Source organism: Microvirga sp. HS2, assembly GCF_055792805.1.
Genome location: NZ_JBVVAJ010000024.1, coordinates 1 through 21943, shown reverse-complemented (window position 1 = coordinate 21943; position 21943 = coordinate 1). Strand labels below are relative to the sequence as shown.

Genomic DNA, 21943 nt, shown 5'->3' with positions numbered 1-21943 from the left:
ATCAGGATCACCTGATCAATGGCAGTGACCCGGCTTCCTGGTGATCTCGGTCCATTGTGCTGATTCGCCTTCCTCTCCGAACAGTCCGGCGCGCTTCGGTCCAGTTCCTCTTCGACACTCACGTAGCCTCCCTCTGGAGATGGAGCCGGAAATCACCTGATGGAACGGATCGAGTTCGGCGGATCTTGCTGCTTATTGCGGGACCCTCGTCGCGGTTGAGACCTGAGGTTTCGCCTTCCCTAAGGTCAGCTCCTTCCATATAGGTTTTTTGTCGCGCCATGCCTCCCGGCCACGGTGCAGGACGATTCCAGAGAGAAGGACACCCATGGCCGACGAGACCCTGACCCCGCAGTTCTCCACGAACGCAGTGCCGGCCGACCAGGATTTCGAGACGGCTCCGGTCAGCGACGGCTCCGCACAATCGTCTTTCACATTCGGGGGACTCACGTACTCGCAGACCGGGGGAGCGGCTCCTTGGACCGCCGTGTACATGGGAGACCAACTCGCCTTTGACGTGGGGATGTCGAGCAACCTTGTCCTCTTCAACGGCAACGCGGAGGAGGGGGTCAACAGGTTCACGGTCTCGTCTGCCGACGGCTCCTCCTTCCGTCTCGCCTCCTTCAACATCGCCTCCATGTTCTTCAACCCGACTACCTGGAACTACGACGGGGCCCGGTCCATCCGCATCACGGGCTACAGGGACGGCGTCGAAGTCGCGCACGACAACGTCGACCTGTTCACGAGCTACTCCGGCTTCGGCACGGTCGGATTGACCGGTCATTTCGTCGGCACAACGGGTTCCGGCAGCGACGGCAGCATCAAAGCGAAGCTGACTTTCGACTCCGACTTCTGGGGGAACATCGACTCGATCGCAATCGAGGGCGACCTCGCCGACTTCACCACGATCGCCCTCGACAACATCGACCTCGAGCCGGCCATGGTGCCCGATACCACGCCCCCCTCCGTCGTCTCCATCGTCCGGTCGGGCGGCGCTCCATCCCTCACGAACGCCAGTACCCTCACCTATACGGTGACGTTCGACGAGGCAGTCACCGGGGTAACGGCCAACGACTTCGTCCTGGTCGGGACAGGCTCTGCCATGGGCGCGATCCAGAGCGTCATGACGACCGATTCCAGGAGCTATACCGTCACCGTATCCAACGTTGCCGGTGACGGCACCCTTCGCCTTGACCTCCTGAACTCCGGAACGGGCATCTCCGATGCGGTCGGAAACCCCATCGTCGACGGAGGTTTCAGGACGGGCGAGCACTTCGAGCTCGACCACACGCCTCCGGCCCTACTTTCGGCCTCGGTCGACGGACACCGACTTACCCTGGCTTTGAGCGAGGCGGTCGACATCATCAACATGCCTTTCCCAGCTGCCTTCACGGTGATGGTAGGCGGCATTCAAGTCCCAGTTGCGGCCGTCGGAATGAGCGGATCTGAGGTGACCCTCACCCTTGCCTCTCCGGTAGGGTTCGAGCAGTCGGTCACCGTGTACTACGCCGATCCAACCACGGGCGATGATGCCAATGCCGTCCAGGATAGGGTCGGGAACGACGCCCCGAGCATTCTCGGCTTCCCGGTCACCAACGTCACTCCGAACCCCGACAGGACGGATCCTAGGGTTTCCTCGATCACGCGCACCGGTGACGAAGGGACGAATGCCGATACCCTTACGTTCACCGTGACGTTCGACGAGCCCGTGACCGGCGTTACCGCGGACGACTTCGGGCTTCTGCTCGACGGGACGGCGATGGGCCACGTCATGGGCGTCTCCGGCAGCGGATCGACCTACACGGTCACTGTATCCAATGTGTCCGGTGCCGGAAGCATGCAGCTTTACTTGAACGGCATCCGCACCGGGATCGTTGACCAGGCGGGCAATCCGCTTTCCGGGGGATACATGGAGGGCGAGGCCTACACCGTCGATAGGGTGCCTCCATCCGTCGTCGGCGTCTCGAGCCCGAGCCAGGACGGCACCTACGCGATCGGCGACACGATCACGATCACGGTTGCGCTCAACGAGGCGGTCACGGTCATCGGAAACCTGCAACTGATGCTCAGGTTCGGCTCGGTCGACCGTCCGGCCACCTACGTCGGCGGTTCGGGTTCGAACACGCTGACGTTCTCCTACACGATCACGGGCGGAGACACCTCGGCGGATCTGGATTACGCCGGGTCCACGTCCCTCCAGCTCAACGGCGCGACCATCCGCGATGCGTTCGGCAACGACGCCGTCTTGACGCTCCCGCTCCCTGGATCGCCCGGCTCCCTGGGCGACGCGAAGGCCATCGTGGTGGACGGCATGCGCCCGTACTCCACGGACGCGACGGTGAACGGCAGCCAGCTTACCATCACCTTCAGCGAGGCATTGGATGCCGCACATCCCGCGAATGCGGGAGCCTTCGTGGTCCATCTCGACGGCCAGCCCGTTGCGATCACCGCCGTGGCCACCAGCGGCAATCAGGTGATCCTGACCCTGGCCGCCCCGGCCCGTCACGGTCAGTCCGTCTTGGTCGCCTATTCTGACCCCAACCCGACGGCCGACGACAGCAACGCCATCCAGGATCGCGCAGGGAACGATGCGCTAAGCAATGTCATCGGTGACGTGACCAACCTGACGCAGGACGACACCCCGCCCGTGATCGAGAACGTGACGATCATGGATGGCGTGCATGGCCCCGGAGATGTCGTGTCCGTCACGATCAAGGTGGCGGCCGATGAGGACACCTACTCCCTCGTATCCGGCACCGTCGGCGGGTACGGGCTGTCAGGCCTCACGAAGGTCAACGACACCACCTACACGGCCACGTTCACCGTCACCGGTGGCGGCCAGAGCTTTGCCCAGGGGCAGCCCATCCCCGTCAACCTGACCATCAGGGACACCGCAGGCAACCAGCAGATCGGGTACTCGACCCCGGTGGTCCAGGGGAGCGGCGCCATCGACACCATGGCTCCGACCGTCCAGTCGGCGACCATCAACGGCGATCGCCTTGTCCTCACCTACAGCGAGGCACTGGACATCCACGGCGGCGCCAATGCCCTGATCAGCGGATTCTCCGTCCTTGTCGACGGCCAGATCGTGACGATCTCGAACCGCGCGTTCGGAGCAGAGGGCAATACCGTCGTCATCACCCTTGCCTCGCCCGTGACGAAGGGACAGGCAGTGTCCGTGTTCTACGAGGATCCGACGTTCGGCGATGACGGCGATGCGATCCAGGACATGGCCGGGAACGACAGCGCCGGCTTCATGAACCTTCCCGTCACCAACGCCACCTCAGGCAACATGGTCGACGGCGTCGAGGTGATCGAAACCGTCCGGAGGACGGGTGACGGTATCGCGAGTAATTCCATCCTGGTGCAAGGGGTTCCCTCGGGTCGTGCGGACGATTCCGGCAGCGCAATGTATGCCGACATCGCGCTGCGGACCGCCGACGCGAAGGCAGCCATTCTTGCCCAGCTCGCCACAGGCGCCGGACTGCAAGCCGAGGTGTTCAATCCGGTCGGCGGCATCAACAAGCAGGATTTCACAGTCATCCTGGCAAGGCTTCTCGGCTTCGACACAACCGTGCCCGGCAAGGGCGGGAGTTTCGGCGACATCGATGCGTCGATCCCGGGCTGGTCGACCAAGTACGTCGAGGCGGCACTCCAAGCGGGGCTCCTGAGTGTCGTGACCGACATCAAGCTCGCTGGCGTGGCCGACCGCGACACCATCCTCTCGGGATTGCCGAGCTACGCGAACTTCATGGTCTTGGATGCCTCATCCGACGGCATCCGTCGCAAGGTCGAGGTCAACGACATCGGCTTCATCGCCCTCAAGGGTGCAGCTGAACTCTACGGCGGCAACGGTGCCCAGTTCATCGTCGCGGACAGCGCCAGCCAGCGCATCGTGATGGGTGCGGATGACGACACGATCCATGGCGGGGGCGGCAACGATTATGTCGGCTCCCATGGCGGTAACGACTGGCTCTACGGCGATACCGGCAACGACACCGTATCCGGCGGAGAGGGCAGTGACTGGCTCTTCGGCGGCTCGGGCCATGACCGCTTGGAGGGCGGCGATGGCCGTGATCGGCTCTACGGCAATACCGGCCACGACACGATGTTCGGCGGCGCCGGCAATGACAGCTTGTGGGGCGGGACGGGCAATGACCAGCTCTTTGGCGACGCCGGCAATGACATCCTCAAGGGCGAGGCTGGCAACGACCGCATCACGGGCGGGCTCGGGCGCGACAAGATGTGGGGTGGCTCCGGCCGGGACGTGTTCGTGTTCACCTCGGTGAAGGACAGCAAGGTCGGCGCGCAGCGCGACGTGATCTACGACTTTCAGTCTGGGCACGACCGGATTGACCTGCGCGGCATCGATGCCAACACCCATCTCAAGGGCAACCAAGCCTTCACCTGGACGAGCAAGGACGTGCCGTTCCTGTTCTGGCATGAGAGCAGCGCCTTCCTGCAGGCGGGCTTCACCGGCAAGGCTGGGCAACTGCGCTACGATCACGGCGTGCTGATGGGCGACGTCAACGGCGACGGCCGGGCCGATTTCCAGATCAAGATCGTCGGCAAGTTCGCCTTTAGTGATGTGATCCTCTAAGCACGGCGGGAGGGAACCCTTCCCGCCGTTCAAGCCCGCCCTGCCAAGGCGACGATGTGACCTGCCGATTATAGCTCTCGTATGGGCGTTGCCCTGCCCTCTGCCGAATCCTTGGAGACCCTCATGAAGCGCCTGTCCCTGTCCATGTCAGCCCTGTTTATCGGGACAGCCGTGGCCTCAGCCGCCGACCTGCCGGGGCAGGCAGTGCGGCTTCTTCCGGTCCAAGCGGTTCCCACCCTCACATGGAGCGGCTTCTATGCCGGCGTGCACGGCGCCTGGATCCGCGATAGCGGCGATGCAGAGCGCGCCGGCGTGCTGGGCGTCAGCCCGGATGCACTACCCACCCGGTTGGGTCTGAGTGACTCAGCCTTCGGGGGCGGTGCGCAGGTCGGCTATCTATGGCAGTTCGGCAGCCTCGTGGCTGGTCTAGAGGCGGATCTTACGGCGATGGACGTGGGCAGATCGCGCAGTTTTAACGGGGTGGACGGAGCGTTTGTCCTACGCACGGATCTGAGCTCGCAGATGAACTGGTTTGGTACGATCAAGGGCCGTGTCGGAGTGACGATGCCCAGTCTGCTACCGCTCGTCCAGCAGTCGTTGGTCTTCGTCACCGGCGGTCTGGCCTATGCCAAGATTGAGCACTTGGGACAGGTCATGGTCACGCCGCCTGGCCTGGGCCCGCAGGCGAGAAGCGAGGAGTGGAGTGCCGGGTTCGTGCTTGGGGCCGGCACGGAGCACAGGCTGACGCAGACCGTGTCGATCAAGAGCGAGACGCTCTACTACAACCTGACCGACGAGACGCTGACGCTCGCGCGGGCCAGTGACGAGGCGAGCTACCGCTTCAAAAACGACGGCTGGATCAGCCGGGTCGGTCTGAATGTGCGCTTCTGAATGATCGGATTTAGCGTATCGGGCTCAGTGCTGTTGCTTCTTCTGATGGATATCGGCGCTTGATCCACCGCATGCGGTTCTCAGGCTGACCTTCGAAACCTCAGGTCCCTGCCATCGCCGCTGATGGAGAGATCGTCAACGGGAAGGGCAGCTTTCGGCACGAAGCAGTCGTAGACCGAGCGTCCGTATTCGAGTGGTAAGCTGACTTCTCATTCGTGCCGCACGAGGTCGCAGTTTGCCGCCCTTAGGGACGAACCCCGACCACAACGCCCACTACATGACCGAGATGGGCGTTCCTCATGCTCTCCATCGCCCTGAGAGGATCTCGGGTTTGGGGAGGCTAGCGCTCAGGAGTCTTCCGGGCGGCCTCTTCCATCCCTTCCGGGTTCTTCTTGACGCCCTCCTGAAGCACCTTCGCGGCGGCATCCTGTTCCTGCTCCAGAGGAGCAGCGATCGGCGCGGTGTCGCCATGGGCCACAAGACCTTGGTTCTGTGGTTTCTGGCTTCCCGCCTTCGCGGCGGATTTCAGCGAGCGCAAAGCCTCGGGCTGTTGACCATCCTGCTTGCGGTCTGGCATCAGGCGAACTCCTCCAGGGGTGGCTGCATCGCCGCCTCCCTAAGGGAATTCCCATCATGCTGCGGTGTTCCTTCCAGAGGGCCTTCTGGATGACGAAGCGCCCAGTGGTTAGCACAATTGAGAGGGGCTCGATCGTCTGCTCAAGGAGATGAATCCTGACCTGCTGGAAGGGCAGGAAACCTCAGAGGTTAACCCAAAGCGGCCCTTCGATCCAGGCGCCGCAAATGGCCGCGATGGGTGAGTACCGGAGATTGGCAGCAGGACGCTGGTGGCGATGTTGCGAACCAGAGCTGCCCTTGTTATTCGCGGGTTGCTTTTGCCTTCTCACCGCGGCTGGTAGGATTGTACCGGATGAAGACCTGCCCAATCAGGGGGATTCGATGCTGACGGCTCGTGAGCCCAGGAGTGAAACCGCGAGGCTCATCGCTGATCGGCTTTGGTGCGTTTCGGACGCGACGGCGGATGGATACGAGACGCTTCTGCCTTCGGGGCGGGCGCAGATCATGTTCAGCCTTTCACGAACCCCGCTCCACGAACAGGATCCGGACGAGGCACATCGGGCCTCGGGCTCGCTGCACGTGCTTCACGGCCCTTCGACCATGCCCCGCCGTATTTGGCGCAGGCCTCAGGTCGCGCTCTGTGGGGTCAGTTTCCGTCCCGGCGGGGCCGGCGCGCTCTTCGGGCCAATCCACGACGTTACGGACCGCGTGATCGATCTGTCGCAGTTCTGGGGCGGCGCTGCCGCTTGTCTCGGAGACCGCCTCCGGAGCCTCAAGACACACGATGCCGTGCTCGATTTGCTCGAGAACGAAATCGAAAGGCGAACTGGCGACGTCTCGGCACTGGTGGTGTTGAACAGGGGACTTGAGCGTCTCAGAACGGGGATGGCCATAAAGGATGTGTCCGAGGAACTTGGGCTTTCGCCTTATGTCTTCCGAAAACTGTTTGTTCGGAATGTCGGCGTCACACCGAAACACTATCTCCGGATCGAGAGATTTCGAGCCGCGCTTGATCGGTTGTCACCGGACGCTTGCCTAGCAGGGGTGGCTATCGATGCGCGGTTTTCGGATCAATCGCATATGACACGCGAGGTCGAGCATTTCGCGTCGATGACGCCAGGCCGCCTGCGCGCCAGCGTTCGGCCATATGTCGGGCATGTGCTGGATCTGACTTCTTAGTTTTCATTCAAGACATCCTCTGCTCCGCGCAGCTACGCAGTAGCGTCAAACGACGCGGAAAGGAGATCACGATGTCAATGCCCGTTGTTCCAGCCAGGGGCAAAGTAACCGTACACCGTATCGTCGCGAACGTTGCCACAGACACAGTCCCGGTGGTTCGGAAATTCTACTCCGATCTCTTCGGGCTCGCGACGATCATGGATCTGGAATGGATCGTCACGCTGACCTCCCGCGAGACTGCCCTCACCCAGATTAGCCTCCTCCGCGAAGGCGGCTCAGGTGCGCCCGTTCCCGATCTGTCGATAGAGGTCGACGACGTGGACGAGGTTCATCGTCGTGCGAGAGAAATGGGATGTGAGTTCGTCCATGATTTGACCGACGAGCCGTGGGGTGTAAGACGCTTCTTCATTTCCGACCCGACAGGAAAAATACTCAACGTGCTCTCGCATCTTGGCAAGACACAGTCTGCAATATGGGACACTGGCAGCCTCCGGGACGATCTGGCGAACGACTGAAACGGGTCGACAGTGGAAGAGTCTCGGGGCCGACCCAAACGGAGGCTCTTGGCACACGGCAGACGAGCTTCCACAGTCGTGGGGTAAGCGGCCCTTCATGCGCCAATTCCTAAAGGCTCAGTTTGACCCGATCCGGAACTTCAGCCGCTGCGGCCGATGATTGTCACAAGTCAGCATTTCGCTAGCGTGTGAGAGCCACTGCGCATGTACCTCGTGCAGCCGCGAGTGCGAGCCATGCCCATTTGACGCCCCACTCATTGAGGTGCACGCTCCCTCGTCCCCAACACGCGATGCTATCCACATCGGTCGTGCGATAGCTTCCGACGGAGGGCGGACGCTAAACGGAGGAAAGATCCATGCACGCGGTGATCAGAACCTACTCCGGTCAAGGGGCCAAGGAGCTTTTTGATCTGCTGGAGAAGCGTCAGTCGGATGTCGAAAGCCTGATGCGGTCGGTACAGGGATTTGTCAGTTACTCCTTGGTCCGCACCGGCGATGGTGGCGTCACGATCACGGTCTGTCAGGACAAGACAGGCGCCGATGAAAGCGTCCAAAAGGCCAAGGACTGGATCGGGCAGAATGCGTCGAACATTGGCGCGAGTGCACCGAAAGTGTCGGATGGTCCGGTCATTCTTCACTTGAAATAGTGGTGCCAGCCGACGCTACGGAGGCCGCCTCGGGTGACGGCGCACTCAAACCGCCCCGGTCGAAAGGCCGGAGGTATTTCGCGCTGTCGCCGACCGTGACGGGTTCCATGACGCGTCTTCTCGGAAAGCTCTCTCCTCAAGCAAGCTCGGTCCTCCAGAGTCCAATCCGACATCTTATAAGGCTTCGAGAGGATGATTCCTCCAGGGACAGGCTGAATCTGCTCGGCATAACCCGTCACGTAGATGACGGGCAGATCTGGGAAACGCTCGCGGTAGGCTCTGGCCACCTCCCAGCCATTAGCTTCCGGCATGCGGATGTCGGTCAGCAGCACATCAACGGTGATCTCGGTTTGCAGAAGCCTTAGGGCTTCGCCGCCGTTGACGGCCTCAATGACCTCGAAACCCGCATCTTCCAACTGGGTTGCTGCCATCTCCCGCACAAACGGGTCATCCTCAACGACCAGAACTGTCATGATGCCCCTCATGTCAGGCATATATGGACAGCCAGAGGGCATCATCAACCGGAGCCGGTTCTGTAAAGGCGTTCCTGCGAATTACGTTCCCACTCAGGTATAAGATCAGTCGCTCTCTGCAAACAAAAGGCCCCGAAACGGGGCCTTTGCATTCCGCGTTTCGAGTGTCTCAGTCGAATAACTCCTCAAGGAAGGACTTCTTCCGCTTGGGCTGGCCCTGGTAATGGCCGTGCCCATAGGGCTGAGCGTAGCCCCGATCATGGCCCTGATCGTACTGCGGCTTTGAAAAGGAAGGCTGTTGGACTGGAGCAGCGGCTGGTGCCTCTTGGGCGCTTCGCTCAAGGATCTTGTCGAGCTCCCCTCTGTCGAGCCAAACACCCCGGCATTGGGGGCAATAGTCGATCTCGACACCCTGTCGCTCACTCATCACGAGGGAAACGTGACAGACGGGACACGGCATACCGACGGCGCTGGTCATAGGCGGGCCTCCTGAGGCTGATAATAGAATAACAGACCCGGACGGCTGATCAGTCTTACACTGATCAGCACCAGGCGTTCTCACTGCGGTCCGACATCACAGCCACACGATCGCGCCTGTCAGAGGGGCCCGGCCCGCAAAGAATACATGGTCGTACTGAGAGCAGCCTTCAACCCTGACCACGCAGAGACCACTTCATGAGGAACCCGATGGAGGGCCAATATCATCGCCGGGCGTTTCCTGCTGTTTCACCGGAGACAGGACGCGGAAGGTGAAGATGGTGAACAGAGTGACTACGACAGCCACATCATAGCTGCCAAGGCCGACCGCGGCTCCGACTGCGCCCGTTGCCCATAGGCCCGCCGCTGTGGCAGTGCCCTGCACGGCACCGGATTGCTTGATGATAGCACCACCACCAATGAAGCCAATGCCGGTAATCAGACCTTCGATGATCCGCGCCTGCGCCTCGGGCGAATTGCCCGTGATGCCCTCCGTTGCCTGAACGAACCCGCAGCTTGCGACCGCTACAAGGGGAAAGGTGCGCAAGCCGGCACTTCGTTCATGGCGCTCCCGATCCCATCCGATCGGTAAGGCGAGCACATAGGCAAAGGCCAAGGCGGCGATATGAGGGATAACCCGAAACGATTCTAGCAGGTGCTCAATCTGGTCCATTCAATTTCCACGGCATCGAACTCGATGCACGGGAAGACCTCAGGCCAAGTTTCGGTTCCATATAGCGTCTTCGACGAATTGCGCGGACTATCTTCCCACACGCCCGCGAGGCTGGCAAAGAAGGGTCAGATGTAAACGATTGCGCGGTGACCTGAGCTGTTGCGCGAACCAAACCTGAAGGAACAGCTCCGGAAAGCGAAGGAGGCCCGGAACCGCCTTCGCCAGCACAAGAGGCGATCTTCGATCGTCGTCGCCCTACTTGTTGTTCTCAACCTTGCCCTTCTCGCCTTAGTGGCGAGCTATCTTTGGGGGCATCCGTGGGTGCAAGAATGCATCCAACGCGTCATCCCATAACTGATGGAGTGGACGGCGCCTGCTCCCGGCAGCGCCCTATGAGGTAGGGTGATTGCCTCAGCGCCAGACAGGGAGCCGCTCCGATGCAAGTCACGACTGTTGGTCTCGATCTCGCCAAGCACGTCTTCCAGGTCCACGGCATTGATCAGGATGGACAGGTTCTGATCCGCCGTCAGCTCCGCCGAGGTGAGCTCATCGGCTTCTTCCGCCGATTGCCGCCCTGCCTGATCGGCATGGAGGCGTGTTCCACCGCCCACTTCTGGGCGCGAGAGCTGGCGGCTCTCGGGCACGAGGTCCGGCTCATGCCTGCGGCTTATGTGAAGCCCTATGTCAAACGCGGCAAGAGCGATGCCCTTGATGCTGCGGGCATTTGCGAGGCCGTGACCCGCCCGACCATGCGCTTTGTGGCCATCAAGAGCACTGAGCAGCAGGCCGTGCTCATGCTCCACCGTACACGCGAGCTGCTCGTGCGGCAGCGGACCATGCTGGTCAATGCTCTGCGTGGTCATCTGGCCGAATACGGCATCATTGCTCCCCAAGGGCTGCCGAGCGTCCCCAAGCTCAGGGAAGTGGCCGAGAAGGCCCGAGGGGCAGCCTTGCCGGAGCTGGCATGGCGCTGCATCCGTTTGATTATCGCGCAACTTGAGGAGGCCCATCTCCGGGTTGCTGAGGCCGAGCAGGAGATCCTGGCCTGGCATCGCACGAATGAGGTCAGCCAACGCCTGGAGACGATCCCCGGCGTCGGCATCATCACGGCCAGCGCGATTGCGGCCACCATTTCGGATCCGGGTTCCTTCCGCTCGGGCCGTCACTTGGCCGCTTGGATCGGCTTGGTGCCACGCCAGAGTGGGACGGGCGGCAAGGTGCGGCTCGGGCACATCTCCAAACAAGGGGATCGCTATCTGCGCCGGCTTCTAGTGCTCGGGGCCACGACACTCTTGCGGCATGCCCGCGGCAAAGCCTCAGCGGCTGCGGGATGGATCAACGCGCTCTTGGCCCGCCGTCCAGCCGGCATCGTCAAGGTCGCCATTGCCAACAAGTTGGCTCGGGTCGCCTGGGCCGTCTTGCAGGGCAACCAGGGTTACCGCGCTCCGGCTGCTGCGGCCGCATAAGCTGCTCCCAGGAGCCGGATGAGGAGTTTGCAAGGTTGGTGGAGGTGGTGATGGTGTGATGACGAACCGGTCGAGCCGGGGATCAGACAAACCCGTGATAAGCCGTTGCGCTCTGACGCAGCATAAATGTTGGGGACCTGATCCGCGAACTTCATCAAGGCCCGCGGTCATGAGGCCGCATCACAAGGCCGAACACATGGCTGCCCACGACCAGATCGTCAAAACGCCAAAAACCCCTTGCCACGCAGGCGCCGAGCACACAGGTTTATCGGAATTACGCGATCTGATCCGGAGTAAGTGGACGTAAAGGCGAGTCTGCTTTACGTCCTAGGCAGATAAATGGAACGTTTCATGATCCGTTTGGTGTTGGCTGCGATCTTGTTGGCGGTTGTTGGAGCAACACCAACTCGCGCCGGGACCAACGCTCAGGGAGAGGCTCTCAATCGGCTTCTCCATAGCCAAATTGCCCGCTGTTTCGCTCCACCTCTGAATAGCAAGTCAGGCAGCGTGAGCATTGAAATGCGCCTTAAACCAGATGGGGATCTGGCTGAATTGCCAAAGGTTGTGGAGCAGTCGGACTCTGATGCTGGTCAGGCCGTTCTCAGGGCTGTTCGACGCTGTGCGCCATATCGTATTCCGGCGTCATTCAGCGGCTCCTACGAACAATGGAAGCGCTTACAGCTTCGGGTTGATTTTACGCATTGATCTGCATGCCAACTGCCGCATGAACAGCCTTCCTCATTCCATAAACAGGGGTTACGCGAATCCAGATTGTAGCTGCAATATAGAGATGACACCCCCTTGCAAAGTTCAAATGGCACTCTCCTGCTTTTCGGGGTTGCAGGAGGACGTGGCCGATGGCGGTGGTGTCGATGAGCAACAAGGAGTTTTCCCGGCTCAATGTCTTGATGGATTTAGAAGCCCGTCGGATCACCGTTCGGGACGCGTGCGCCCTGCTTCAGCTTAAACGTCGGCAGGTCTTCCGGCTCCTGAAGGCCTTCCGGGAGCACGGAGCCGTCAGCTTGGCGTCCAAGCGCCGCGGCAAGCCTGGAAACAATTGGCTTCCCGCATCGGTCCGCGACTTGGTTGTGACGATCATCAAGGAACGCTATCCGGATTTCGGTCCGACATTGGCCACTGAGAAGCTGCGGGAGACCCATGGTTGTCCCGTGTCCCGAGAGACAGTCCGCAAATGGATGATGGAGGAAGGTCTGTGGCTGGATCGCCGCCGGCGCCTTCCTTCCGTTCATCAGCCGCGCAATCGCCGCGAGCGGATGGGCGAGTTGATCCAGATTGATGGCTCCGAGCATTGGTGGTTCGAGGACCGTGGTCCTCAATGCACGCTGCTGGTGTTCATCGACGATGCAACCAGTCGCCTGATGCATCTGAAGTTCGTGCCGACGGAATCGACCTTCGACTATTTCACTGTGACGCGGGAGTATCTCGAGCGCTACGGCAAGCCGGTGACGTTCTACTCCAATAAGCACGCCACCTTCCGCGTTAACAAGGTTGGCACCACGGGGGGCGATGGCATGACCCAGTTCGGCCGGGCCCTGCATCAGCTCAACATCGACATCATCTGTGCCAACGCTCCGCCGGCCAAGGGCCGCGTCGAGCGCGCCAACGGCACCTTGCAAGACCGGCTGGTCAAGGGCTGCGGCTGGCTGGGATTGCGACCATCGAAGCGGCCAACGCCTTTCTGCCGGCCTTCGTGGAGGATTACAACCGCCGCTTCGCCAAGGTCCCTTACAGCGACACGGATCTCCACCGGCCGCTGGGGGAATACGACGATCTCGACGAGGCGTTTGCCTGGAAGGAGGAGCGGACGGTCTCGAACAGTCTGACGCTGCAATCCGACCAGGTGCTGTTCATTCTCGAGCCGAACGCGATCACCCGCGCCCTCGCCCGCGAGCGCGTGACCGTCTACGATTATCCGGACGGCCGCTTTGCCATCAAACATCGCGGCATCGAGTTGCCTTACAAGGTCTTTGATCGTCGCCAGCAGGTCGATCAGGCCGCCATTGTCGAGAACAAGCGGCTCGGCCCGGTGCTCGCCTATAGCGCCGAGCGGCAGAAGGATCTCGATATGAGCCGCAGCCGCAAGGCGCCGCGCCGACGCGGCCAGCCCAAGAACCTGTTCAAGGTCGGTTGATGCCCTGTCCGACGAACGCAGCGCGGCTGCGCAACCTGATCAGCTCCGCCGCGCTGCTCGCCCCCAGAGCCCCCAGCGCTACTCTGATCGAAGCGGAGCGAAGAAGGCCCAAGGCCTCCGCGCTCATCATGAAGCGCCGTAGGTGCGCCGAGGGCCGTGTGGACAGGTTGCGCCTCATCGTTGGTGCAATCACGAATAGAGTTCGTGATGATCTCAAAGTCCTGTTCCGTGGATCTGGATCCTCTTCCCTACCGGGCAGGATGGCTTGAACGCTTTCCTTAGGCTAAGAAGCCATGAGACAAGTCCTAGCCTTATGAAGACTCGGTTGGAGGAAGCAAACGTGGACTCGCAGACCCTACAGCCTAAGCCAGTGTCCCACTGGCGGATCGTCCTGGCTTATGTGCTCGATTTGTTCTCGGCCTTCTTCATCCTGGGGACGTTCATTGCAAGTGCAACAGGAAGCACGACGGACAAGGGGTTTGCACTGTCTGGCTGGCCTGCCTTGGCCTTCCTCATCAGCGTGATCGGCTACTTTGTGATCTTCAATCGCTTCTTCGGCGGAACCGTTTGGAAGCACATTTTAGGTGTCAGGCCGAAATAGATCTTTGAAGTAAGAATGGTCCAACCGGACTCCTGCGAAAGAGCACTTTGAGTGCCTCTGTCCTGGGACACAGTTGCCGAAAACTACCTACTGGAAAGAGGCCGACATGGAGCGCGATCCATCCGCCGCAACATTGTGTGCACTTGGATTGGGTGCACTCTCATGTTTCCTCACAGTCGGAGGGTTCATTTCTGGAACGGGGGCACCCATGATCCCGCTCGGCAGCGTTGCCGCAGCCGCTGCGATTGTACCGGCGATCTACGGACTTTGGCGACACAGAGATTTCATAGCTGTATTCGCCATCGCCCTCAGCCTGCCGGGGATGCTCGGACTGTTCGTTATCATCACGTTTCTGAGCTCAGGTAAATGACTGTGCAATGCGGACAGGTGAGGGCTTAGAATGCCCCGTAGCAGAGAGCACAAAGATCTCCAAGGAGTGACATCTCTAATGAGGACAATCAGCGACTCGTCTAACGGGTTCTGACACAGATGTATGTTTGTAGCTACCATCCAAATGTCAGGATCCCGTTGGGCTGACTTTACGGATCAGACGCCAGCCTCTAAATTTGGCTTCAAGGATCAGAGAAGCCAGTTGCAGAAATTTACTTACTCACTCGCCGCCGCTTTCGTGGCGTCGGGCATCACATTAGCTCATGCCGAAACCGTGATGCAGCAGCACGAGTACGAGCTTGGGCGTAAGGTAATTCTGGAGGACCGGTCCAAGGTTCAGCACCTTCCTTGGGCGATTGGCTCGGCTCAAAACATTGTCGAGTTGAGAATACCCTTTGCTTACGCGGGCGCTCTTGGCGTACCGAGTTCGACCCTGACAACAAGGGGTTATATCAAGCCAGAACATCCTTACTCAGACTCCTTTTCCTTAACAGCACTCCTCCCTGACTTTGCCCCTCGGACAGCCGAGAACATCCGTGATTTTTCAATCCGCGGCGGCGGCGCGACCGTTTCCATCCAAGTAGCGTCTGCGTTTACCGGGAAGCTTCAAGGAGGGCCTCGGATCTTTCAGATCCTTAGAGACATTAAGCTTGATATGTTGATCATGGTGCCGCCCGAAATCCGGGACCAGTTCCGAATTGTCGAGAAAGGAACGGTGCACGGCCTGCGGCGCTATGGAATCGGTCCAATCGACGAATATCGCAAGCTGCGTAGGGCACAAGACTACTTTATTGTCGGGGACGAGACCGCCAAGAGTGCCGACATCCTCTTCTGTGATGCCCTTGAGGTCAAAGGACGTGAGGAGGATCCAAAGTCATATCTGGTGCCTCACTGTGAGCACCTATTCTTCCTGCCTGACATTGATGCGAGTGTGAAACTTTACTACCGGCGCGTCTATTTCTCGATGTGGCGCGAAATCAAAGAGAAGGCTGAAATCCTCCTCCGCTCATTTATTGCAGCACAATAGATGTTTCCTTGCAGGACTTCGCCATGATCAGGCAATGTGTGGAGACGCGCGCCAACCCCTCGATCCGCGACCGCTAGTCGTGGTTCACCGTCCAAGCTTCAACGATCTTGTCGGCGCACATGTTGGCCTTGAAGATCCCTTCCCATGTTCCAGGGCGATCAACATTGGCGACCCGCTCCGTCGCAGTCACTTCCCAGGCAGAAGTGTAGCCCAAGAGAGTGCGTTTGATCTCCTAGGCCCTCGGATTGGCGGCGTAGACCTCCTCCGCAGTCTGCTTAGGGGTTCCGGGGAACAGAGACTTTCTCCGGTTCATTCCCTTTCCGGCAATCACACGGCGCAGAGCCTCATGGCTGTCGATAAACGCGCGCTCCCGACTGCAAAACGTAGCGTTCGGTAGCGGCAACGCCTCACACAGGTCGCTAAATACGCCAGCAAGTACGCGACCCCGGCGAACTTCAGAACCCGATAAACCGTAACTTTTGCCGTTATCATGCAGCTTGCGGCCGCTCCGACTTGTGACCTTCCGCCACTTAACGGCGAGACTTAAACAAGAAAGAGTCAGTAATCAGTAGGTTTTCGCAAACGTCGCTATAATTCTGATTCTCTGCGAAGGCGCGACGTTCCTCATAGATTTTATGCAATCTGCCGCCCGGCGAAATATCATCCAATCGAATATTTCCCATCTTAAGGTAGGCACCCACTGTCTCATCTGAGATATATAGGTTTGGGCAACTCCTCAGCACTCCCGCCCCATACCCAAGCATCCGAGCAGCCACTTCATCGTTTGGATCTCTCGTTACGTTCCGCACGTCGGCTTGGGCCAACGAGAGAGACGCGCCAATTAGGATAATAACGATGGTGATACAGCGTATTATTTTCATAGCGGTTTAGCTCATCGAGCCTTTCGTAAGCGGTTTACCTTGCGCGTTGGGACGATAGTGGCTGGCACGCGGCTTCCGGCTGGTCCGATTTGTGACCTTCCGCCACGATTTCGAGCGCATCATCCGGCAAAGGACGTTGCAGCTTTAGAGCCTCTTCCACGGGGGCGGAGAGCCAGGTTTCAAACTCTTCCGGCGTCGTCAGGATCACCGGCATGGCCTTGGGGTGGATCGGCTTGACGACGCTATTCGGCTCCGTGGTCAGGAACGAATATAGCAGGTGTTCCCCTTCGACGGGATCAGCGTTGGTTCCGCGAATACCCTTCCAAGGCCGCCAGATCCCCGCAAATGCCACCAGCGGCCTATCCTTGTTCAGGGCGAACCAGATCGGAGTCTTGCGCGGCTTGGTATCTGCATATTCGCTGAAACTGGTGAGGGGAATAAGCGCCCGATACGGAGGCTTGAGCCATGCGCGCCAGAACGGCGAGGACACGTTGCGTACGTTCGTCATGGGATGGTTGCCGACCTTCGGAGGAGGAGGAAAGCCCCACCGCATTTGAAGCAACTCCCGCTCGCCATCGGCCAGCCGGACGACCGGGGCCATCTGATCGGGGAAGATCCCCGGCAATGGCGGCAGGTTTCCGGCGTTATCGCGCGTGACGCCGAAGGCCTTCCGCATCGCGGCTTGCGTGCTGTAGGCGCTATAAAGGTTGCACATGCGCAGCCCCTTGGATCGGGATTTCACAAAGCAGCCTAGCCGGAGACCCTAGAAGATCCAATTCCGATTAGGCATGATATAGGCTCTGCTATATCCTTGGGCCTGAAGGAATACTCATTGGACTCGCCCAAGAGCTCAGCCGAGCGCAGTACGACAACAAGGGCGAAGAGTGACCGGTGATGGTGAAGCATCGCATCTATGCAATGAGCTTTTCCAAAGTGTATCCTCTCTTGGTCGCCAAGGCGGAGAAGAAGGGGCGCACGAAGGCCGAAGTTGACGAGGTCATTCGTTGGCTGACGGGATACTCGCAAAATGCCCTCGAAGAGCAGCTTGAGAGGCAAATAAGCTATGAAGACTTTTTCGCCCAAGCACCTCGGATGAACCCGTCGCGGGCAATGATCACCGGAGTGGTCTGCGGCGTCACAGTCGAGAGCATCGAAGAACCGACTATGCGGGAAATCCGATACTTAGACAAAATGATTGATGAGCTGGCCAAGGGCAAAGCGATCGACAAGATCCTTCGGGCATGAACGCCTCCGATCTTCTTGTAGAAGGGTGCGGTTCCAAGGCACCTTTCCAAGATTGTGGGAAGCTTGAAACTCAATATCAAGCGGCAAAAGACGTTCGTTGCCGCTCTAGCGATGAGAGTCGGGAGGGGTCGATCCATCTCCATATTGGATGATGTGCTCAGCTCTCTTAATCCCCCTTCGGACTAAATCGATTTGCTTGTCGAGATTCGGCCGATTGGCGGGGTCGCGGATCAGTTCTTGCTCGAAGAGGTCCAGCGCTTTCCGATAGAGAGCAAGCGCCTCCTTGGGATCTTTAAGGAAGTACCCGCCAGTTTCCCGCATTTCCGCAAGCCCCTTAAACCCGATCCCACAGCCCTGGTCGGCGGACTTTTGGAACCATTGGAAGGCATTAACGAGCTTTTTTGGAACGCCGCGCCCCTTCTGGTGCATCATTCCTAGATTGTACTGCGCCTTGCAGTTGCCAAGCTGAGCCGACAACTCCCACCAACGAAGCGCTGCCTTATCGTCTTTCGGAGTTCCGCGCCCGCTATAATGCATCAGCCCTAGTAAATTCATTGCTTCCGCATCGTTCTGTTCAGCGGCGGATCGAGCAAGGGACAACGCCAACTCATAGTCGCCGGCATGATAGGCATTGCGCGCCTCTCGGCCGGATGACCCAGCCTCGGAAGGTGCGACAAAGGCCAGCCACAGAAGTGAAAAGAGGCGCCAGGAGCTCCGCATGACATACACGCTCAGACCCTTGGATTAGGATTTCACAAAGCAGCCTAGCGGGAGAGCTTGAAAGATCCAATGCCGAAGCTCAGCGAGAAAGGGTGTCAAAGCCCCGAGCAACCCGGTTACAGCGAGGATCAGCTTGATCAAGAGGGAAGTTTTCAAGGCGCTATTCTCCGTTGCGAAAAAATTGCGCCTTGAGGGGATTACTTATGTGCCGATCTGATCGGCTTAATGTCAATGGCTTAGGGGCTGCGATGTCCGTAAATGGGCATTGGTCGGGATTGTGTGCATTTGGGAAGCGCACAGGAACGGTAAGGTTTTGACGGGCTAGCCAGTCGTAAAATCCCGGGCCGAGGCGCACAACTTAAGGCTTCTTAATGCCGGAAAATACAACTTTTTGTCAAAAGACTAATTATCCGAAACAGCCCGAATTGCGCGTAATGCCCTTTACGGAATGCAAGGGGCTAGCCCACTGCGCCCTTTGGTTCTGCCTTTGCCTCAGTCGATCAGTCGGACCTCCCGCAAGGGATTTCCTCCGTCGATTAAGAGCCGCCCACTTGGGACCAGCGCAACTCTGATGCGGGCACGAGCGCGAATCCCGGCCTGCGGGTGGCGTCCGTCGAGAGCGCCTACCCGCACGGCCAAGGCGAGGTCGAAAGGCGCCTCTCCGGGAGCCAGTTCAAAGTCTTCCACCGCAACTTGACGAAAATTCAATCTTCCGGATGCGACCTCATCGGCCGAGGCGGCCTGCGCTTGTGCGATGGCCTTGGCAGATCGGTCGATCGCCAGGACGTGCCCGCCACCGATGCGCCGAGCAATCTCGCGCGCAGCCGCTCCCGGACCGCAGCCGATCTCCAGCACCCGTAAGCCGTCGCGCAGCGGAAGCGCGTTCACGATAGCGAGCAGGCGAGCCGATATTTCATTGGCCATTGATGTTCCTTCGTTGCGCCGTATAGCGGCTAAGTGTCTTCCATTGTGAGAAGATTGTCGGCAAATTTCGGATAAGGCCGTGTGGAACTCAGTAGCGGTGATCTGCCAGGAAGCCAGACCTAGATAATGCTGCACGGGTGTGACCATGAGAACTCTCTTCGTTGTGACCCATACAGAGTCCGTCCATCACGTAGAGGGGAGGGTTGGAGGTTGGTATGATACGGAGCTGAAGGCCAAGGGCTGCCAAGATGCGGAAGTGATAGCCGGATGTCTGATGGAGCGGCTTCAAGGCCGTAACGTTGAAGTCTTCAGCTCCGATCTGCTCCGAGCGGCCCAGACGGCGGACGCCATTTCCACCAAGCTCGGGGTTGAGACCATCCTGATGCCGGCGCTGCGCGAAATGAGCTATGGGGTGGCCGAGGGGCAGCCCCAATCATGGTTGAACGCCCGACAGACCCCGGCCCCCCACGATAATCGGATGGATCACCGAGGCGGGATCGAGAACGGCGAAACCAGGCGTGAACTGGCCAGCCGCATCTACGGAGCCGTGGATGAGATCCTAGCCCGGCCATGCAAGACCCAGATCATTGTCACCCATAGCTTTGCGCTCACGTTCGTGGTTGCGGCTTGGATCAAGATGCCCCTGGAGAGCGTCGGCTACGTCAATTTCCGAGTGCAGCCGGGCAGCATCACTCACCTTCAGGAAGACGAGTTCTGGATGAGCGTGTAGTTGGTTCCCTGGGACAGAATGTGGTTCTGGATGAGGATTAAGGAGCCACTTGGCGGCTGCGCAATTTCCGATAGCCCTGTGTGGAGTGAGCTTAGGCTGGATAATTGCATGGCTGATTAACCGGAGGCTTCAGCGCGGTATGACTCCAGCCCAGGAACCAGATGATATCCAAAGCTTGGGCCAGATCATCCGTGCCGATCCTGATCTGATGCAGCTTCTCACGGCCGCTTGCCGGGTCGACCTCCCCCACTGGCGCTTGGGTGGAGGGTGTATCTACCAGACGGTCTGGAATGCACTGACAGGCCGACCGAGGCGGACTGGGATCAAAGATTATGATCTTGTCTACTTCGATAGCTCCGATCTGTTCTGGGAGGCCTAGGTAGGGGACTCACCCAAGCCATTGAGTCACTGTCGCGACGAGGACGATGGCGGCGAGATAGTTCACAGCCAGCCGGTCATAGCGCGTTGCGATCCGCTTCCAGTTCTTGAGATGGCCGAACATCCGCTCAATGACGTTACGGCGTCGGTATGCGGCGCGATTGAGCGGATAGGCAACGGCACGAGCGGCACGGCCCGGAATGACAGCTTCGATGCCCTTGTCTTGGAGCCACGTGCGGAGCCGGTCCGCGTCATAGGCTTTGTCAGCGATGAGCCGCCTGGTCGGCGCCAGAGCCTCCAAGATCGGCACAGCCATCGTGATGTCGGCCATGTTGCCCGGCGTCAGCGCGACGGCAAAGATCCGGCCACGACCATCGGCCAGACAATGGATTTTCGTTGTTCGGCCGCCGCGCGAGACGCCAACCGCTTGCGTGAGCTCCCCCTTTTCCGCCGGCTTTGTCGCAATTCCTGACTATGGACAGAAAGATCTCAGAGCGGTTCGTATTCACTCATGCGGCGAGCAGGTGAAACTGCTCGGCGAGCGATAGTTGCCGATTGCAGGCATACTTCGCCTGCTGCTTGCGCATCATGTGTACCATCTCGATGCCGCCGATGATCACACGAGCCGTGGCTACGGACTTGAACCCGAGCATGGGCCGGATACGCCGCTTGATCGCTCGATGATCCTGCTCGATGCGATTGTTCAAGTAGGCACTCTGCCGGATCCGGATTGGCGTCACCTTCCGCCTGGACTGATTCTGGAGCCGGTCTGCGGTATCACAGGACACGATCGCCTCGCGGTTGGTCTGGCTGCCGTCGATCACGATCCGCTCTGGCCGGCCGTGCCGCTTCAGTGCTCGGGCCAGAAAGCGTTTGGCCGCGGTTAGATTGCGGCGCTCGCTGAACCAGAACTCAACTGTGTCACCAGTGCTATCGATGGCACGATAGAGATAGGTCCACCGTCCGCGGACCTTGATATAGGTTTCATCGATGTGCCATCTCCGGTTGACGGTCCGCTTGCGGAGGTTGAATTGCTCCAAAAGGAGTGGGGGCGTAGTGGACTGTCCACCGGTGGATCGTGGCATGGTCAACCTCAACACCGCGCTCCGCCATCATCTCTTCGAGGTTCCGCAGGCTCAGATTGTAAGCCAAATACCATCGGACGCAGAGCAGGATCACCGACCGATCGAATTGCCTACCCTTGAACATCGCACCTCACCCTCTCTCGCCAGCGCAGGCCATAGTCCCGCGGTAGGAAAGAAAGAGTTGCAACAGAACCCCGGAGATTGCCCGTCCTTCGGTAGATCATCGACGCTTTGGTCCGTCGTAAGGAATGGGTGCCGTAGGCGAGGGGATCCAGACCAATCGCACGAAGCCAGGACGCTAGCAGGCGGGCGTACT

21 protein-coding genes and 3 pseudogenes are annotated in these 21943 nt (G+C 59.5%); 14 read left to right on the top strand and 10 right to left on the bottom strand.

All coding sequences use genetic code 11. The annotated features are described in order from the left end of the window. Positions 1-325 precede the first annotated feature (325 nt). Both ACS5Q0_RS18935 and ACS5Q0_RS18930 read left to right on the top strand, forming a co-directional pair. The gene (locus ACS5Q0_RS18935; RefSeq protein WP_473128200.1) at positions 326-4597 is read left to right on the top strand and encodes a SwmB domain-containing protein; all 4272 of its coding nucleotides are present in this window, start codon (positions 326-328) and stop codon (positions 4595-4597) included. Between the two features lie 123 nt (positions 4598-4720). Next, entirely contained in the window at positions 4721-5488 is a 768-nt protein-coding gene (locus ACS5Q0_RS18930) for an outer membrane protein (RefSeq protein WP_473128199.1), read from the top strand. Between the two features lie 340 nt (positions 5489-5828). On the opposite strand, the gene ACS5Q0_RS18925 is transcribed toward ACS5Q0_RS18930, so the two are convergent. Beyond that, the gene (locus ACS5Q0_RS18925; protein WP_473128198.1) at positions 5829-6065 is read right to left on the bottom strand and encodes a hypothetical protein; all 237 of its coding nucleotides are present in this window, start codon (positions 6063-6065) and stop codon (positions 5829-5831) included. Positions 6066-6289: 224 nt separating this feature from the next. Between ACS5Q0_RS18925 and ACS5Q0_RS18920 the strand changes: the two genes are divergently transcribed. The 3 genes from ACS5Q0_RS18920 (at position 6290) to ACS5Q0_RS18910 (ending at position 8405) form a co-directional block, all read left to right on the top strand. Next, positions 6290-7243: a helix-turn-helix domain-containing protein gene (locus ACS5Q0_RS18920; protein ID WP_473128197.1), complete on the top strand. Its 954-nt coding sequence runs from the start codon at positions 6290-6292 to the stop codon at positions 7241-7243. Positions 7244-7320: 77 nt separating this feature from the next. Continuing rightward, entirely contained in the window at positions 7321-7758 is a 438-nt protein-coding gene (locus ACS5Q0_RS18915; protein WP_473128255.1) for a VOC family protein, read from the top strand. Between the two features lie 356 nt (positions 7759-8114). Further along, positions 8115-8405 (top strand): hypothetical protein, encoded by a 291-nt coding sequence (locus ACS5Q0_RS18910; protein WP_473128196.1) that lies wholly within the window; start codon positions 8115-8117, stop codon positions 8403-8405. Here the strand turns inward: ACS5Q0_RS18910 and ACS5Q0_RS18905 are convergent. The 3 genes from ACS5Q0_RS18905 to ACS5Q0_RS18895 form a co-directional block, all read right to left on the bottom strand. Further along, a complete protein-coding gene (locus ACS5Q0_RS18905; protein ID WP_473128195.1) occupies positions 8393-8878 on the bottom strand; it encodes a response regulator in 486 nt (161 codons plus the stop codon). The genes ACS5Q0_RS18910 and ACS5Q0_RS18905 overlap by 13 nt on opposite strands. A gap of 169 nt (positions 8879-9047) precedes the next feature. After that, positions 9048-9356, bottom strand: coding sequence for a TFIIB-type zinc ribbon-containing protein (locus ACS5Q0_RS18900; RefSeq protein ID WP_473128194.1), 309 nt, complete (start codon positions 9354-9356; stop codon positions 9048-9050). Between the two features lie 195 nt (positions 9357-9551). Beyond that, the gene (locus ACS5Q0_RS18895) at positions 9552-10028 is read right to left on the bottom strand and encodes an MgtC/SapB family protein (protein ID WP_473128193.1); all 477 of its coding nucleotides are present in this window, start codon (positions 10026-10028) and stop codon (positions 9552-9554) included. Between the two features lie 437 nt (positions 10029-10465). Between ACS5Q0_RS18895 and ACS5Q0_RS18890 the strand changes: the two genes are divergently transcribed. The 6 genes and pseudogenes from ACS5Q0_RS18890 (at position 10466) to ACS5Q0_RS18865 (ending at position 15664) form a co-directional block, all read left to right on the top strand. Further along, positions 10466-11494 carry an IS110 family RNA-guided transposase gene (locus tag ACS5Q0_RS18890; protein ID WP_473128192.1) on the top strand — a complete coding sequence of 343 codons (1029 nt, stop codon included), beginning with the start codon at positions 10466-10468 and terminating at the stop codon, positions 11492-11494. A 339-nt stretch (positions 11495-11833) separates the two neighbouring features. Continuing rightward, a complete protein-coding gene (locus tag ACS5Q0_RS18885) occupies positions 11834-12199 on the top strand; it encodes a cell envelope integrity TolA family protein (RefSeq protein WP_473128191.1) in 366 nt (121 codons plus the stop codon). 152 nt (positions 12200-12351) lie between these two features. Further along, a pseudogene (locus tag ACS5Q0_RS18880) lies at positions 12352-13646 on the top strand (ISNCY family transposase). 340 nt (positions 13647-13986) lie between these two features. Further along, the gene (locus ACS5Q0_RS18875; protein ID WP_473128190.1) at positions 13987-14247 is read left to right on the top strand and encodes a hypothetical protein; all 261 of its coding nucleotides are present in this window, start codon (positions 13987-13989) and stop codon (positions 14245-14247) included. A 106-nt stretch (positions 14248-14353) separates the two neighbouring features. Further along, the gene (locus tag ACS5Q0_RS18870) at positions 14354-14617 is read left to right on the top strand and encodes a hypothetical protein (protein WP_473128189.1); all 264 of its coding nucleotides are present in this window, start codon (positions 14354-14356) and stop codon (positions 14615-14617) included. A gap of 123 nt (positions 14618-14740) precedes the next feature. Then, entirely contained in the window at positions 14741-15664 is a 924-nt protein-coding gene (locus ACS5Q0_RS18865; protein WP_473128188.1) for a hypothetical protein, read from the top strand. Between the two features lie 915 nt (positions 15665-16579). Here ACS5Q0_RS18865 and ACS5Q0_RS18860 read toward each other — a convergent pair. Continuing rightward, a complete protein-coding gene (locus tag ACS5Q0_RS18860) occupies positions 16580-17260 on the bottom strand; it encodes an SOS response-associated peptidase (protein WP_473128254.1) in 681 nt (226 codons plus the stop codon). 179 nt (positions 17261-17439) lie between these two features. Between ACS5Q0_RS18860 and ACS5Q0_RS18855 the strand changes: the two genes are divergently transcribed. After that, positions 17440-17790, top strand: coding sequence for a DUF2200 domain-containing protein (locus tag ACS5Q0_RS18855; protein WP_473128187.1), 351 nt, complete (start codon positions 17440-17442; stop codon positions 17788-17790). Between the two features lie 105 nt (positions 17791-17895). On the opposite strand, the gene ACS5Q0_RS18850 is transcribed toward ACS5Q0_RS18855, so the two are convergent. Together ACS5Q0_RS18850 and ACS5Q0_RS18845 are read right to left on the bottom strand one after the other, a co-directional pair. Then, positions 17896-18510 (bottom strand): tetratricopeptide repeat protein, encoded by a 615-nt coding sequence (locus tag ACS5Q0_RS18850; RefSeq protein WP_473128186.1) that lies wholly within the window; start codon positions 18508-18510, stop codon positions 17896-17898. A gap of 492 nt (positions 18511-19002) precedes the next feature. Beyond that, the gene (locus tag ACS5Q0_RS18845) at positions 19003-19434 is read right to left on the bottom strand and encodes an SAM-dependent methyltransferase (RefSeq protein WP_473128253.1); all 432 of its coding nucleotides are present in this window, start codon (positions 19432-19434) and stop codon (positions 19003-19005) included. 145 nt (positions 19435-19579) lie between these two features. On the opposite strand from ACS5Q0_RS18845, the gene ACS5Q0_RS18840 reads away from it, so the two are divergent. Both ACS5Q0_RS18840 and ACS5Q0_RS18835 read left to right on the top strand, forming a co-directional pair. Next, the gene (locus ACS5Q0_RS18840) at positions 19580-20164 is read left to right on the top strand and encodes a histidine phosphatase family protein (RefSeq protein WP_473128185.1); all 585 of its coding nucleotides are present in this window, start codon (positions 19580-19582) and stop codon (positions 20162-20164) included. 139 nt (positions 20165-20303) lie between these two features. Further along, on the top strand, positions 20304-20543 hold the full coding sequence (locus tag ACS5Q0_RS18835) for a nucleotidyltransferase family protein (protein ID WP_473128184.1): 240 nt from the start codon (positions 20304-20306) through the stop codon (positions 20541-20543). A 9-nt stretch (positions 20544-20552) separates the two neighbouring features. On the opposite strand, the pseudogene ACS5Q0_RS18830 reads toward ACS5Q0_RS18835, so the two are convergent. From ACS5Q0_RS18830 to ACS5Q0_RS18820, 3 genes and pseudogenes are all read right to left on the bottom strand, one after another. Then, a pseudogene (locus ACS5Q0_RS18830) lies at positions 20553-20997 on the bottom strand (IS5 family transposase); the annotation flags it as partial. Positions 20998-21051: 54 nt separating this feature from the next. After that, a protein-coding gene (locus ACS5Q0_RS18825) for an IS6 family transposase (RefSeq protein WP_473128183.1) occupies positions 21052-21751 on the bottom strand; the annotation gives its coding sequence in 2 pieces (ribosomal slippage) (positions 21052-21591 and positions 21593-21751; 699 coding nt in all). Positions 21752-21821: 70 nt separating this feature from the next. After that, positions 21822-21943, bottom strand: a pseudogene (locus ACS5Q0_RS18820) (tyrosine-type recombinase/integrase); the annotation flags it as partial.